The 15,563-nt window shown below is 50.8% G+C and carries 9 protein-coding genes; 7 read left to right on the top strand and 2 right to left on the bottom strand.

Features of this window, described 5'->3' with window-relative positions:
* Positions 1–111: 111 nt before the first annotated feature.
* The 3 genes from MELB17_RS17650 to MELB17_RS17640 all read left to right on the top strand — a co-directional run bounded on the left by MELB17_RS17650 (position 112) and on the right by MELB17_RS17640 (position 8,627).
* Positions 112–5,574, top strand: coding sequence for an LPD1 domain-containing protein (locus MELB17_RS17650; RefSeq protein ID WP_007351687.1), 5,463 nt, complete (start codon positions 112–114; stop codon positions 5,572–5,574).
* Positions 5,575–5,747: 173 nt separating this feature from the next.
* On the top strand, positions 5,748–6,971 hold the full coding sequence (locus MELB17_RS17645) for an EAL domain-containing protein (protein WP_157133342.1): 1,224 nt from the start codon (positions 5,748–5,750) through the stop codon (positions 6,969–6,971).
* Positions 6,972–6,989: 18 nt separating this feature from the next.
* On the top strand, positions 6,990–8,627 hold the full coding sequence (locus tag MELB17_RS17640) for a hypothetical protein (protein ID WP_007351685.1): 1,638 nt from the start codon (positions 6,990–6,992) through the stop codon (positions 8,625–8,627).
* A 119-nt stretch (positions 8,628–8,746) separates the two neighbouring features.
* Here MELB17_RS17640 and MELB17_RS17635 read toward each other — a convergent pair whose 3' ends face one another.
* Both MELB17_RS17635 and MELB17_RS17630 read right to left on the bottom strand, forming a co-directional pair.
* The gene (locus MELB17_RS17635) at positions 8,747–9,301 is read right to left on the bottom strand and encodes a hypothetical protein (RefSeq protein ID WP_007351684.1); all 555 of its coding nucleotides are present in this window, start codon (positions 9,299–9,301) and stop codon (positions 8,747–8,749) included.
* A 125-nt stretch (positions 9,302–9,426) separates the two neighbouring features.
* Entirely contained in the window at positions 9,427–10,716 is a 1,290-nt protein-coding gene (locus tag MELB17_RS17630; RefSeq protein WP_036185366.1) for a hypothetical protein, read from the bottom strand.
* Between the two features lie 216 nt (positions 10,717–10,932).
* Between MELB17_RS17630 and MELB17_RS17625 the strand changes: the two genes are divergently transcribed.
* The 4 genes from MELB17_RS17625 to MELB17_RS17610 all read left to right on the top strand — a co-directional run bounded on the left by MELB17_RS17625 (position 10,933) and on the right by MELB17_RS17610 (position 15,557).
* Positions 10,933–11,712 (top strand): DotI/IcmL family type IV secretion protein, encoded by a 780-nt coding sequence (locus tag MELB17_RS17625; RefSeq protein ID WP_007351682.1) that lies wholly within the window; start codon positions 10,933–10,935, stop codon positions 11,710–11,712.
* A gap of 1 nt (position 11,713) precedes the next feature.
* Entirely contained in the window at positions 11,714–12,667 is a 954-nt protein-coding gene (locus MELB17_RS17620) for a DotH/IcmK family type IV secretion protein (RefSeq protein ID WP_007351681.1), read from the top strand.
* Positions 12,668–12,670: 3 nt separating this feature from the next.
* Positions 12,671–14,014: a DotG/IcmE/VirB10 family protein gene (locus tag MELB17_RS17615; protein WP_007351680.1), complete on the top strand. Its 1,344-nt coding sequence runs from the start codon at positions 12,671–12,673 to the stop codon at positions 14,012–14,014.
* A 100-nt stretch (positions 14,015–14,114) separates the two neighbouring features.
* Positions 14,115–15,557 (top strand): peptidoglycan-binding domain-containing protein, encoded by a 1,443-nt coding sequence (locus MELB17_RS17610; protein WP_007351679.1) that lies wholly within the window; start codon positions 14,115–14,117, stop codon positions 15,555–15,557.
* The last annotated feature ends 6 nt before the right edge of the window (positions 15,558–15,563 follow it).

Raw genomic sequence — 15,563 nt, 5'->3', positions numbered from 1 at the left:
GTTCACTTTGGTTGGCATTTTATCGCAGTTATGAATGCAGATACCGGCTATAATCAAACCCAATATTATTGTATAAGTTAGACGATACGAAGTTCACCGGAGCCTTAATATATGGCAGACCTGAAAATACAGCAAAATACACCCGCCACGAATCGCATACCAAGTGATCAGCCGCCCATGCTGTGGCCTCGACTTGAAACGCGCGACCTTGTTGTGGCGCCCGTGTTTAATGCGACATTCTGGTTTGCCCTGATTAAAGAAAATGTGCCGGGTACTCTTACCGAATCACAGACTGCCAGCCTACACAGTTTAGGTTTCCAGTCAGGCAGTGCAGGGCGCCTTATTTATCCAAAGCGTGCCGATCACGACCTTGCGGTTAACATCGGCCGCATTTTGAATGCACCCTTGGATTTGATCACATCCGAGCAGACGGTCATGTTAAAGCCGGCCAGTTCTACTGAGCCTGCGGTGCCCCTGGAGGTACAGGCATGCATTCGATCGCTGTGGAAATATCAGCCAGAACTGCTATTAACCGAAATTCAGACATCATTAGCTCAACGTGAAGATGAGCTATCCGAACAAACGCTTAACGAAACCCAGAACAACCGGATGCACAACCGTCTACGCATTCAGCGCTGGGTAGCCGGTGCTTTAGCCGGCGAGCTGTCTGCGGTTACCGAACCAATTATAGGCTTGGGCCTTGTTAAAGCAGGGCAAGCGTACGGCCCGCTGCAGAATTGGCCGCCCAATTTGCGCGAATGGGCTGACAGGCTGGCGGATGAGCGCGGGGAAGCTCACCCTGAAAGCACCCCCTTACCGGCAAATCTTTTGCTGGCGAACTCACTGACTCCAGATTACCGACCGGCTGTGGGTTCCGATATCAGTTGGACGGTCAACGGTCAGCGCGGCAAGGGTGCGGTCGTAGACCATGACCCGGATACGTTCGATGTGCTGTGGGTCAGCTCATCGACGTTAACAGAGACCATCAATGGTGTTTATTTTCCAAGTCGGAAGCGAATCACCGCAGACTGCATAGATGGATTGAACATCCCTGCACCGGTGAATGCCGAATCAGTCGTTTCAGCACCAGCTCCACCGGTGCGGTACGAGCCTTTAGTGCCGGTAAACCCCGATCTATTGAAACCGCAGGAGCGCTTGACGCCTAAGGAAATCGGGTCACCGTTTGATCAAACCCTGAAAAACGATCCGGATTTCTGGGACGAAGAGCTGCGCTTGCTGGAGTCCATGTTCCGGCTTGGGCGCCTGCAGGGGGAATCTCCACTCACTCCGTCAGCAGAAGCACAAAGCCACACAATGATCGAATACTGGTACGGCGGTACCCGCGATTTGATCATGAAAGATGGCATGGGCGATTCAGAGATCCAAGCGACCGTTTTTCTGCGCGACATGATCATGGACGACTTCAATCGTGCGCAGCCACCAACGCCCAACGGTGAACGCGGCTTCTTTGCTGTGTACCCGTCCAGAGCATTGGGAACGAATGACTACACGAACGACCTTACGGGTGCCGAAATTGAGCAAGTTCGCGCCCAGGAAATCTGCAGAGTTGGTGTACACCCAATCCACACAGTTCGGGTGCGTGAAGCCCTGCGTGACTGGGCTGTTCGTTTAAGCGATACCGCTGATGAGCTATCTCCTGAGCTTATCGACTCGTTAAAAGAAGATGTCGATGCAGTCACCAAGGCAAAACTGTGGACGCGTGGCTTGATTAAGCCAGCGATAGAACCGTTATACGCGGCATCGCAATTCGTCGCACACCGGGCCGGTAAGGATCGCATCAGGAATACAAATACCACTGAGAGCCTGAACATCCTGGCTGAAAATGCTGAAGAATTTTGTGCAACGCTTTTGGATACCATGTTTCCAAACTACAAAAGTGCCGGAGATTGGATCAACGGGCTGTCGCCGAACATAGTCCGAGTTACCGAGACGAACGAACGCATCCTACAGGCATTGAGCGATATCACCGATTCGTCGCTGGCCGACATTGAAAAAACGGACCACCCAGCGTTCGTGATCATAGATGCCCTGCACGAAGCAGGTTTGCCGCAATGCTCTAAGGCCCAGGCACTCGGCATGATGAACTGTGATTTGAGTAACCACTTAGACTGGGTAGGGCAACTGTCCTACCTTAACGGCACCAGCATTCGTTTAAGTCAAAGCACTAAATTGAGCCATGAGCATCCCGCCGAGACTGACATTAACCAGTTATTGTCCTACAACTTTCGTGAGGTAACGCAAGCTATGACGTCGACAGGCTGGATCGAGAGCCGGTCACAAAAGCGCCCATTCCAGATAACCATTGCTGCAACCAGTGAAAACTTGAATTTTGAAACGCAGAAGGCGTATCACGATAAATTGTTTACAGGCACTAACATCCTTTCCGTATCGAACCTGTTCTCACAAGAAGATACCCGACCCTTCCGACACGACTACACAAAGGTTCTGGCTGGCCTTGGCCGCATGGTGTCTCTACACGCAGACCACGGCCTTGAATTTGGCAAACCGATACACGACGAAATCGTGCACCCCGATTCTTTGGATGAGTTGCCACTGAATATCTTCACCATGAATCTCATTGCGGATATGGACAACTTCGGCAGTAGCTTAACAGGTACCTTGAAAAACACGGGTATCGCCAAGCTTGAAAACATACCTGTGGAGGCCATGGGTGACCTTCAGCCTGATGCCCTGTTACAACACTGCCAGGGCGCCCGCGACAGCTTGCTGACATTGGTGCCGAGCTGGCGGGACGACAGTGCTAAACGCGATCAGATGATGGAGGCTATTGAACTTTGGATTGATGAACAGAAGCATTTGAAAGTGTTTGCGAACAAATCGAAGTTTTGTCAGAAGGTGTCCGACAAGCTGGTGAGTTCCGTCGATAATGAAATCATCATTATGGCCACGAAGGGTACGCGCAATAAAGTATACAGCGACGTAACGGCTATAACGCGTGACGGCATCCTGGCCGCGGACAACAATCGGGCTTTGGCGGTTGAAAAAGCGCTACTTGAAATGAAATCGTCGCAGAGTTCTTTCATGTCTGGCTGGGACTTCTCGGCATTTGATGCTGCCACCGTTATGCGCCCGCAGGCACTGCGCGTGCTCAACGAACATCGTGAAGCCCTGCGATTAAAGTTCAACCAAGGCAATTCGGAAAACAACCTTCCGGATGCACCGGCCGTCAGTAAGGGCAAGCGCGGCAAGCGTCAGGACAAAGGGGTGGTCGCCGGGCTCTCAATTAAGGATCTGCGCGGCAAATCCACGGCGATCTTAAGCAACCTGTTATTTGCTTCATCAGAAGATCAGGCGAAGCACATCACCAAAGTGAAACTGTGGGAGACGCCCGACTGGACCTCGTTGGAAAGTCCGGATGATGAAGCTATTGATGATGGTGCTCGGGCAATGGAGCCCATCGTTGCCGCTTTTTTTGCGGAGGCGCGCAAAGACATCATGCCGGTGCCACCTGCTAATGTCCCAGAGGCGAATCAGGCGTTTGCAAAGCTTGTTCTGTCCTTTAGAGACGCGATGGGCGAGATTCGAACAAAAGACGAGCTTAAGGACGCCATTTTGCCGTCTGGTGCACTCATGCAGGCGTTAACTACGGCATCCAGAGAGTTCATGAAAATTGGGTTTACCGGCGACTTTATTGCTGGGCCTAGCTGGGCCATTTCATCCGTGCCCGAATATTGGCTTCGCCAGGCCAGCAGAAAGTCACTCCAGAACACAAAATGGCCAATAAAGGACGCAAAAACGGGCGTCAATCGACGTCAAGCAATTACCGATGAGACTGGGGCCATGCCAATGCTGTCAGCCCTGGTTCGGACCGGTGGAGATAACCATCGAGCTGACACCAGCATTGACGAACAAACCCTGATCACCACTTTCGGGTTCTCCGGTATTGAGTACGGTAATTCCATGACTCAGGCTGACCGGACCGAATACTTGAACCAGACCTATGACGGGTTTATGGATCTATCAAAGGTTTTGGGTGTTCCGCCCCTGGCAATGAGTCTGGGCGGGTCGCTGGGCCTGGCATTCGGCTCGCGCGGCCGCGGTGGCCGCAATGCGGCATTAGCCCACTTTGAGCCAACCAACAACGTGATCAACCTGACGCGCATGAAAGGCGCAGGCTCGGCCGCCCACGAATACGGTCACGCGCTTGCGAACTATTTTTATAGGCTTTCCCGCGGCATGCCTGGTAGTCGTAGCGGGGGGGATATCACTGAAACGCTGGACAGGCAGTTAAAAGCCACAGCAAGCGACCCTAAATTTATCTCTGGTAATTTGCGGAACCCCGTGGCCGAAGCGATTGGTGCAATCCTACAAAACATTCGTTACGAGCTGCCAAAAAAAGAAGATGGGCAGCCTTATACGCTGCAAGAGGCGTCCGAGCATCGGTACGCTGAGTCATCTTTAATTAAAGGTGCAAGAGTCGCAGACGCCAACAGGTCACGCAGTAGAGACAAAGTGAAGGCCTACTGGAATACACCTGAAGAGTTGTTTGCGCGTAGTTTTGAAACGTGGGTTCATACGGGCCTTCAGAAGTTATATCCAAATTTCCAGAATGACTTTTTAGTTCGCAAGGATAAGCTGGAAAGCTGGGGGTTACCCATCAGCATGCAGGACAAAGACAAGCCTTCGAAGGCACAACTGTACCCATCTGGAGATCAACTAAAGAACTTGGATCAAGCATTCAAAGGGCTCTTCAAAACGGTTAAGCAGAAAGATATTGAGGTCAACCACGAGCACCTGGGCAAGACCACACTCCCGATACTATACAGCCACGACACCGGCTCCATTGAGGCTATCACAACCTGTGAGCACCAAATCATTGCTGAGTGTGTCATGAACGAAGTGGCGCGGATGTGTGGCGATCAAGTTTGGGTTCAGTGGTCCCAGCACCTACAAGATAACAATGGGAAAAAGGTGGCCGGTCAATATCGCGACTTGGACGCCGCTGGATCTCGCATTGAGCGCAATGTTCGAGGGGTCATTGACCTAGCATACGGCGCCCGCATGGGTACCGCCTATCATGAAGCGTTCCATTTTGCCCAGTCAGCGCTGCTAAATGAGGGTGACCAGCAAATGCTGGATCGCGCGTACACCCCAGGCTCACCACTATTTGATGATCTGTGTGAGACCTTGGAAGGCACAAATAGGGCTCACTTAATTCCTCATTGCGAGAACAACCCGTGGGAAGCACAAGCTTATGCTTACGAATCATGGGTTGCCGGTAGCCTGAAAATAGAAAGCCATCAAAAGCCGGCAACCACCTTTGGTCGAATCAAGAAATTCTTTGGGGACATATTGAAGGCGGGCCAGCAAGCCAGTTTTAAAACACCAGACCAGCTCTTCAAGGCATTTTATTCTGGCCAGATGGCAAAACAAAATATTGAACAAAATCATACTCAATCCGTCGGTCAGGCGCCGGGAAAGCCTATGATAGACACTGCAAACGACAGCCCACTGGAGGCTGACACGAATTCCGTAAACGAGCACATTTACGAGGCGAACTCTGATGACGAAGAGTTGCCCGTCTGCCGTTGAAAACGACCCTACAGAGAAAGTAGAAGCCAATGATTAGCACCACGAAGGACAGCGAAACCATGCAGAGTCAGGGCGAAGGATTAGAGCAAATGTCAGCGGCATTTCTGATGATTCAACTGCCATCCCTGGACACATTTAAGCAAGGTTATGATCAGCCCGGGGAAGTAGACTTCATGATTCAGGGCGCCATTGGAGAGCTCGTTGACCTGCACATCGGGGATCACACGCTTATACCTATCAAGGGCAAGCTGGGCATTCAGGTCCATAGCGATCTACCAAAAGGCCATGGTCGAACCTGTATTGCTAACTTCGCAATGGCATTGGATCAAGGCATCACCCTGAAATTCAGTACAGCACATACTCAACTGCAGTGGGTAAGTCGCCCGCGAATAGGGGTACTGGAATCCTGCAAAAACGTTGACCTTGCGCAACGGATTGCCCAAGCCGCTGAAGCACTGGATTCTATGTCAAACATGGGGCACCGGTTGCGCGCGCCCATGAACGTGGCCTATTTCAATGATGTCAGTTCTGTCGTGAAAGGCGATCGCATGAGCAACTGGCGTAAAGAGCGCGTTCTTCGTGTTGCGCTTCAGGACCAGGAATTGGAGCTTGAATTTATCCCGGCTAAAGATGCGATCACTGATTCGCTGACAGGGTTCCGCGCTAGCTTTGCATCGATCGTGAAATACGATGGCGCGGAAGTTCGTTTGAAACACGCAGATATCATGCAAGCCAGCGACCGCCTTGGCTTGGCTAAAGAATGCAGCTTTCTCGCACTCAAGTCTGCACTGAATCAATGCAGGGTATGGCAACTCTTGGTCCCGGGTAATGACACCAGCATCACGATCTCGCTGGATGCCGATATCCTGATGCAAACTCAATCAAGCATCCTGGCCATGCTGAGAACCTACAAAGAGGTGGCAAACCAGGTAATCATAGCCTTGAACGTCAACAGCAATTCAGTTGTGGCCAACCAGCTTCGGTCGCTAAATGAAATGATCACTGACTTAAATGAATCCACCGGCGTTCGATTTGCCATTACAGAGTTTGGCATGAGCCACCTTAACCTCCAGATGGCGCAAGAGGTCGATGTCCAGGTCATTTATTTGGCTGGCCAGTGGCCTGATACGTCCACAAGCCACACCTTCAACGACCCAATACTGCCGAGCCTTATCGAATTATTGCACAGCTTCAGAACCGAGGTGGTTGCAACGAACATTGGCACAGAAGCTCAGCTAAAGAACCTCAAGTCCGCCAGGATCGACCGATACGAATCCAGCACTCTCAGGCATTCAGCACTGTGTGAGGACGAGGCTTTGCACCTTATCGAGCAACAACAAGTAGCCATATCAAGCACCATCATCAATGCGCAATTTCGTTTTAGACACGCAAACTAAACACTTTCGGAGGCACATATGAGCGAAAATTCAGAAGACCAAACCCTTCAGTCGGACGCGATAGGCGATATCTTTGCCGATTTTGCCTTGGCTGATGAAGACAACCCCGAAGTTTTTAAAAACGACATCCCAGAAGCTGTCATTAATGAAGCGGGAGAGGTGCCGGCACCAGAGCCCGAGCAAGGTCCAACCCAGGAAGCGCGGAGCAGGATTCATGCATTGGCTGACAAAATGCGCCAATCACAAATGCTGGAGCCGATGCTGATTGGCAAAGATGCAAATCTACTGCAGTACAATTCTGACACCGGTGCATTTGAACCGAAAAACGAAGAAGCACGACACATGCTGGCTGCCCTTGGCGAAGCTGCAGATATTGGCGTTGTGAATCCGCTAAGCGGCTCGCGAATGACCAAGCCAGTGAAGTTCAGTCTGACAGATGGGCTGGTGCCAAACAGTGCGAATAAGCCCGTCAAGGTGGCCACAAACCTCGACAGCAAAGAGAGCATGCAGATCAATTTTGAGACGACCGGAAAGCGCTTGGAGCGCTTAAGCGCCGACCGAAGTAAATCTGATGCAGTCGCTAAGGCAGCCGCAGCTGCGGCCACGCCAATCCCTGGTGACCCATCTTCTACACCAGGGGAAGGCGAGGATAAGGATAAGCCAAAGACAAAGACAGATGATGAGACAAAGCCTCCTGAGCCGAATCTACCACCAACAAATGGCCAGCTTTTGGCAACTGCTGCTGCCGGGCTCGCTACAACGGTTATTACCGCTGCGGATAAGACGATTAAGTTTGCTATTTCTGCGATTTCAATGACCTACTCGAAATGCGCTGAATGGCTGGATAGCAACCCGCAGGGGGGCTCTGAGGGCCCATCAACTCAACCTGGAATTATCGGAGGTCCATCAGCAAACGATGACCTATATGCACATGACGGGCAAGACGAAAGTGCGGCACATGTACCGAATCATGCAAACGATCCTTCAGCGACCGGTGATCCCATCACACCGACAGCGGAAACCAATGCAACCGCTGCCATTGGCGCATCGGGCATTGCCGAACGGGTGAGGCAATTTAACGATAAGCAGGCAGCCCCGGTAATAGCAGAAGCTAACAGCATTCGTGAAACCTACAAGCAATCCATTTCAGACGGGCTTAGCCAGGTTGAATCGGCATTGCGGCTCAACGAGATTGGACAAATCCCATTGGTGTCGCGGGACGACTTCGAAAACCGCCTGAAAACAGCTTCACCCGACGACAAGAGCAGAGCAGAGCAGGGCGTTAACGCGATGATGGCCGCCTCGGAGAAGTACCAAAAGGACACTAATAATTTTGTAATGGGGAACGGTGAAGGCCGATCCATCGATAAACTTGATAACGGAGAAGCAAGCCGTCAAATTGATGCTTTCGACAAACTGGCGGCTAATCCAGGCCAGGACATGGAAGACCATCAAAAGAGTTTACTCGACAAAATTTCTATGGGCGGGAAACCGCTTGGTGAGAGCATTTCAGATATGTTCGGGGCGTTGCGAAACATGTGTCAGTCCGCATTTTCACGCATCGCATCCTTGGGCAGCTCTCAGCGTAATGCTGAATCTGTACAAGGCCCATCGACTGCATCGCAGTCTTCACCAGCGGAACAGCGAATGGGATAATTGGCAAGCCCGCGGCTGAAAACAAGCGAACGCCCGGGCACAGACACAGAGGCTTCAATAGGCATAAAAAAGCCGCAATTGGTGCGGCTTTTTTATAGATCCTACGCTGCCATCCAACGTTACGGCCACCAGGCGACGGCCTGCCAGCCCGGGTTAGCGGGTGTCTTAACCAGCTTCGGGTTGTGGCCGACCACTTTAACGCAGCCACCATCAATAATAGCAGAGCCCAACTCAAGGGCGTCCATTGTCCAGCGCTGCTCGTCGCCTTTTTTACAGACTCCGATAATGTACTCGGCCCACCAGATCCAATCCTCAACGTGCATTTCCATCCTGGGTAGCAGCGGGGCCTTTTGAATGGCTTGAGAGCGTGTTACACCTTTTTTCACACCATCCACATACGCGTCCCAGAGGTCCTGGACGTTCATCATTCCAGCTAGCTGCTCGCGGAACATCGTGAACATCCAGTCTCCAAGTATGTGATACCCAAATGCGCCACATTTATAGATTAACTTGGCGCGATAGAATCGCCGGCTCCGGTCCTCCAATACAGACAACAGGGTGCTTTGGTCCATGTTGGCCCGCTGATTGACAGCCAACTCCAAGCCCTTCTTAACAGGAATGCGCATCGCGCGACCAGCTTCAGGGTTATCAAACATGTGAGTTCTGCGGGTCATGGCGACCTCCTTTTCTTTTCTAATTTAGCAATGTCACTATCGTATAGTACATCGTCTTTGGAAATAATAGAGACATACCACTACATATACAAGCGAATCTTATAAGAACACCCACATCTAGTGGTTCATGGGTTTTTCGCACCAATTGTGCCAATGTACCCACCTACCGGTATACCACCGCTGATCGAAAGGCCCCCTTCCGAGGTCTGAAAAATAAGCAGGGGTGTTTCTGCTTTTGCCATTGCCATAACCGCTGTATTTTTCAAAACCGGTTCCATGAAGGGCGTTAAAGCTGGCACCCGATCACTCTGATCAATCGCATTAATGAAGCCTGGCTCGGTCATGACGCGCTTCAGCATACCAACACCACCATCGTCACTGTTCACGCTAGCGGCCAATGCGGCCGAGACTGTCAGGCTTGAGCGCTGATCCGCGAAGATGATAGCCGGCAACCAATGAACGGTCACACGACCCGATGCAACATCGTTGCTAACCTGGGAGTAGTAGGTGTGACACACCGGGCAGTTAGGATCAAACATTACATAAATGTGGCGAGGCCCAGAACCCTGAACGATAGCTGGCAAACCCTTTACCAGCTCGTAGTACGCATCCTGTAGTTCTCGTGGAGACTCCATGTTTCTGACCGCATCGATATCCGGGTCTGTATCCAGGACGCGCTTCACAGTTGGCCCAAACACGGCACCCCCAACCATGGATTCGATTGAGTCAATTAAAATAGCTGGGACAGCCTCGGCAGTCGCCTTAAGATCCGGCGCGCTGTCTGGCGATTGGACAGCATCTGCAACGACATCCGACTTGACAGGGACCGGTGGCGCCGGAATTCTAACAAAGGAATCGGTGTCTTTTTTAGTATCAACCTGCCGGGAAGCTCCTGGAGCTGGGATTTCGGTTGGTGGAGATGAGACAGCAGGCGAGGCAGGCGCTGGAACAGAAGCCGGTAGTTCGGGCTCAACTTCAGTTCCCTCGGGGAGAAAGGACGCAGTCACTGTCGATGCACTTATAGGCGTGACTGGCTGAATCACAGACCCAGAAATGACGGTCTGGTTATCCCCAAGCACGTATAAAGGCGTCACATCAGCACTACCCGACACATGAACCAGAACTATCGTCGTGTTAGCCGGCCCTGGCGACTCGCCAATAATAACGACCGATGGAAGCGCCATCGATACTGTTCGCACGGCCTTACTAGCCCTGGAATACCCAAGAGTCGTAGCAATAGAAGTCCCATCCGTCGCTTCACTCCCTGCATTGACACTGGGCACATCTGCTCCATTGGCAACACTTCCAAACGACCCAAGGGCGAGTGTGGCAAGCATAGCCATTGCTAACTTCGTATTTTTGCGGGCAATGACGGGTGTGAGTAGCTGTTTTTCCACGGCCATAGGGTTGTACATAAATGCTCCAATAAATTTAAGAGGTTACTGAAAACAGTATACTATGCGATGTTCAAAAAATGGCGAAATGCAAGATTTTAAGGTTTTAGAATATTTGAACGGTAATTTTGGTGCGTTGGACCAGATAACAACGTCGGATGAGGTAACATAAGCGCATATTTCGGTAGAGGTACGCCTCGACCACCTTCTGAGCCCGCATCGACAGCGAATGGATTTATGAACGCAAAAGCAAAAAGCATCCAAGGGGATGCGGAAAAGAGTCGGAAGCCCGCTAAAACGTCATCGGCTCGTAAGCCTGTACCCAATGTGAAGCCTGGTGTTGCGATGGCGCAGAACACCAATACGGTTTCGCACTTGCACGGTGCAGAAGCCCTCGCGGCTATGTCTGTGTCTGAATCGAAGCTCTCACGATTCAAAAGCAAGGTGATACTAGGTCTAACACTGTGTCTCATGCTGTCGCTTGGATGGAACTCAATTCAAAGTGCAACGCGTCCGGAGCCCAAATTGTTGGCAACCACAGCAGATGGACGAATTTTTCCACTTCCATTACTGGATGCCCCAATTGAGTCTAGAACGGTAATCCTTGACTGGACTCGCCGAAACATACCGACACTGTATGACCTGGATTACGTCAACTACAGAAGCTCGCTGAATAAAGCGCTTGATTTCACGCGCCGTAAAACGCTGGACAGCTTTAATGAAGACCTAGTTACATCTGGAATACTCACGAAGATTCAGGATGAGTTTTTGATCCTTCGTGCCAACATCGTTAATGAACCGGTGATTATTAACGAACAACTTATCCAGAATCGAAGAGTGTGGATTATCGAGGTTCCAATGGACCTCATCTATGATTCAGGCGACGTTGTCCAAGGCCAACGGAAAAAGATAACTCAACCGATTCTGTTTACTGCATGGATAGCGCGAGCGAATCCTGTGGAATTTGATGGTGGGCTAATGCTCGCGAAATATAACGTCCAAAACCGGAGCAATTAACATGCGCCTACACGCAACAATACTGGCTATCGCCACGCTCGCGTTAACTCCGATTTTCGTAGCTGCAGCAGATGGCGGGGCGCCGAAGTCCAAAATTACAGCTGACGCCGTACAGATACCGGTAGACGTGTCCGAAATGCCGAGTGATCTCGACTTTCTGTTCAACCTTGACCCTAAAGAACGAGTGCTAATCCGAGAACGCCAACTAATAGACCAAAACGCCACATTTCAACCTTTAAGAGATGTTGAGCCGCTGCGCAGTCTCGTGAGTATATCGGGAAGTGCAGACAGCATCCCCGAGGTGTTTGTTACGCCAGATTACCCATCCGCAGTAGTCTTTACAGATATCACAGGCAAGCCATGGCCAATTCAATACATTGGCCAGACAGGCAGCTTAGCCGATGTCATACAAACCGAGGGTAGCGATAATTCCCTGGTCTTACTGGCTAACAATGGCGCTGGGCGAAAATCAATTTCGGTCTTCTTAAAAGGGCTCTCTTTACCCATTACAATCACCGTGACCGGTAAAAATAACGAATACCACGCCTTGAAGCACATACGCATTACCGAGCGAGGACCCAATTCGGTTGTTGAGCACAGTCTCTCTGCAAGATCTGGCATGACAGCCGTTGACCTTGACCCACTGGATGGAAGCGAGACAGTTGGTACCAGCCTCGACAACACATTAAACCAGATTGCCTATAACGTGACCCCGGAAGGCTACAAGAAACTCAAAAGCAGCGACAGGCGGGTCAGCGCGTGGATTGACAAAGGAAATCCAAAGTACATGTACCTGCGAACCGACTACTCAGTGACCGCGCCCGCGCCTGTAGCTGGCGTTCGCGGCGTAACTCCCATTCAAGACAACTTGCGAATTTATGTTTTGCCCAGAATTAACCCAATCATGGTTCTGGACGAAGCAGGCCAGCGCATCTATTTGTCATTTAAGGAGTAAACGATGTCTCAAGAACAATCTACAGCCAAATTCCTGTTCTCCCGCGAAGGCCGCGGCATCCTCATTGGCGTTATCGTTCTGGTAGCTATTGTCGGAATGGTTGGGACATTCGCGTACAACTCTTTATTTGGCTCGGACGACCCGCGCACAAACAGAAGAAACACGGGTGAAGAAACTGTCAAGGCCGGCAACACTGATATCCGAGCTTCAACAACTGAGATACGACCAAATCTAACCTCTGAAAACCTTAATCAAGAGTCCCGCGATTTGCTTGACGACTATAACGATCAGGCCGGCTCGAACAACGTTATGCCGGTACCCACCCCCGATAACGTGTCCCTTGTATCCATCAACCCTCCAGCTACAAGGATTGATGGCGCAGAAAATCAGCAAGGCAATAACATCGATTCACAATTCGAGAGCGATGCTGCCCGACAAGAGCGGCTTCGCGCTAGAGAAGCTGCCAGAGTGCGTGAGTTAGCTGCAGAGCAGGCGCGACAAGAACTTCAGCAACGCCGCTTTGAATCTGCAAGTCAGGTGCTTGCAATCTATGCAGCACCTCCAGTGAATGCCAGTTTTTCAGTCAATGCGGCCGGTACAGGCAATAGCGGCATCGAAGGCCCGAATCAATTGGCGCGAGTGTCCCGTAGCGAAGACGGAACCACCCAGTTTGTTAAAGGCTCAGATGCTTCAGTTAGCCAGGGTCAATGTAAGACACCACTGATTAAGGGTGGCGAGTTCCGCTATGCCCAAAGCGATATTGCACTGAATACCGACTTCCAAGGCCCTGTTCGAGTAACATTTCTCGACGGTGATATCGCCGGATTCACCGGTATGGGGAAGTTTGAGCTAAATGAATTCGGCGCCAAGATGAAACTAACGATCAACACCCTGTTTGATACCGACGGTCAAAGATACGGCGTCAGCGGGTATGTTCTCGACCCAGAAACTACATTGTGGGCAATGTCATCCGACGTGGATCGGCACATCATTTACCGTTACGGGGGTTTCGGCCTTGGAACGGTGTTGTCAGCGTTTGCAATTTTAGCCGACAACCGTGCAACTGAAAGTGAAATCACTACACCTGAAGGCGGACAATCCACTGTAAATCGCGACCCAGACGGCAAGCAGGTTACTTGGACAATTATAGGAGAGTTCAGTCGTTTATTTGAAACCGCCTTTAGAGATAACCTGAACCGGCCAATCACAGTAACGCTTGATCCACTCGAAGAAATCGCCGTTCTTTTCGAAGATACCGTTTGTGAGCTGGACACTAAAATCACACGAGATCGGAAAGCGTCATTGGCGCGCATACAAAGCGGATTCTCTGACCCGGTTAGCCAATAAAAGATAGTAAATTTGGTGCTATTTAACTTCTTATTGGCTAAACACGTTTTCGCACAAGCTATACTATTCCAAAGTTATTCAAGAAGCAGGATTAAGCACAATGGCAAAAGATGATGATGACCTGATCAAGAACAACGGGCCGGACTTTGACGCAAACTCAGATGGTGAAGATTTTGTCATTCCAAATGATCCTACAGATGATTCGAACGAAGGTGACTTTGGTGACTCGCTCGAATTTGGGGAAGCCTATGGAAATGACGACGCTTTGAGTCTTGAGTTTAACGAAGATCTACCAACTCTCGAAATGGATAGTGGTGACAACTCCGGAGACAATCAAGACCCTCCGGACGAGCCTGGTAACGGGCCAGACAGCGAGGGGAATGAAGAGTTCAAACTTGGATGGAAGAGCTACACAGGCCTAGCCCTTGCAGCGGTTATGAGCGTCGGCGGACTGTCGTATTTCATGTTTCCCGCTGACGCTGTGAACAGTGTGCAAATGCAACAGGCTTCGGATGCTGCTCGTGAGATGATTCGCCAAAGAGCTAACGAGTCTATACAAAATGCAAATCGGCAGGAGCGTGCACCCGTAGAGCTGCAAGCATTTCCTGTAAATCAAGTGCCAGCCCAACCTCCTGTTGATGAAGTCCAATTACAAGCCGTACTAAACAAGGGCGTAACCGAAGTGTTTCCTGCAGTTCCGGTTGCCGACAGCTCACAGTACCTGCCCGCCACAGATTTTACGCTACCCGTCCGCCAGGTGGCACCTAACAATGGTGCAACAAGTGATCTGATTGAAATGCGCCAGTTACCGGAGTTTCAAGCTCTTGCGCAACTGGTGACAACTCATACCAGCGATATTGGTGGGCTCAAAACCGACACTGGCGAGCAAGAAGATACGATCAATGCCCTTGAGCTTCGTGTAGTTGCCCTAGAAGAAAAACTGGAGCAACTACTCATTGGGCAAAAAGAAGAGTCTGTCGAAAAAACACCAGTAAAAACCGTTAAAACTCAGAAGCAGGTAGAACAAAAGGTGCCGATTTCAACATCAAAGGAAAGCTCAAAGCCAAGTCAAACTGCAGATCCAGTTGCTTACAGCGCAAAAGTCCCTGGCACGCCCGCCGAACTTAAAGCGCTCCAGCGCCAACTGGCGATCTATGGTTACAAGCCAGGCACTATCGATGGGATCATGGGACAAAATACCCGTAGCGCGATTAAGCGACTACAACGCGAACATGGGCTGCCAGAAACGGGATGGTTGAGTCGTGAAACTCTGCTGTCACTAGTTGAACCAAAGCATTATTCAGGCGTTTATGTCGAAAAACAGCCCATAACGTTTGCCGATCACCCTCGCGATGAAGATCAGTACGTAGCGACATGGTATGTGCGCGGAGTGACCCCTGATAAGGCAGTCGTTTTCCGACTTGACGGCATGTCGTACGCGGTCTCTGTCGGAACCGAAGTCCCAGGTATGGGCCAGGTTACGGCACTTGATCCTGGTAACCATCAAGTAAAAACAGTTCGCGGCACCATTAATAAGCGCTAGGCAGAG

It is taken from the genome of Marinobacter sp. ELB17, from assembly GCF_000169375.1.
Classification (GTDB): domain Bacteria; phylum Pseudomonadota; class Gammaproteobacteria; order Pseudomonadales; family Oleiphilaceae; genus Marinobacter.
Note: the sequence above shows the minus strand (reverse complement) of the source record. Positions and strands in the feature narration are given on the sequence as shown.

Coding starts and splice junctions, on each gene's coding strand:
- MELB17_RS17650 (WP_007351687.1), top strand. CDS start 112: ATGGCAGACCTGAAAATACAGCAAAATACACCCGCCACGAATCGCATA.
- MELB17_RS17645 (WP_157133342.1), top strand. CDS start 5,748: ATGATTCAGGGCGCCATTGGAGAGCTCGTTGACCTGCACATCGGGGAT.
- MELB17_RS17640 (WP_007351685.1), top strand. CDS start 6,990: ATGAGCGAAAATTCAGAAGACCAAACCCTTCAGTCGGACGCGATAGGC.
- MELB17_RS17635 (WP_007351684.1), bottom strand. CDS start 9,301: ATGACCCGCAGAACTCACATGTTTGATAACCCTGAAGCTGGTCGCGCG.
- MELB17_RS17630 (WP_036185366.1), bottom strand. CDS start 10,716: ATGTACAACCCTATGGCCGTGGAAAAACAGCTACTCACACCCGTCATT.
- MELB17_RS17625 (WP_007351682.1), top strand. CDS start 10,933: ATGAACGCAAAAGCAAAAAGCATCCAAGGGGATGCGGAAAAGAGTCGG.
- MELB17_RS17620 (WP_007351681.1), top strand. CDS start 11,714: ATGCGCCTACACGCAACAATACTGGCTATCGCCACGCTCGCGTTAACT.
- MELB17_RS17615 (WP_007351680.1), top strand. CDS start 12,671: ATGTCTCAAGAACAATCTACAGCCAAATTCCTGTTCTCCCGCGAAGGC.
- MELB17_RS17610 (WP_007351679.1), top strand. CDS start 14,115: ATGGCAAAAGATGATGATGACCTGATCAAGAACAACGGGCCGGACTTT.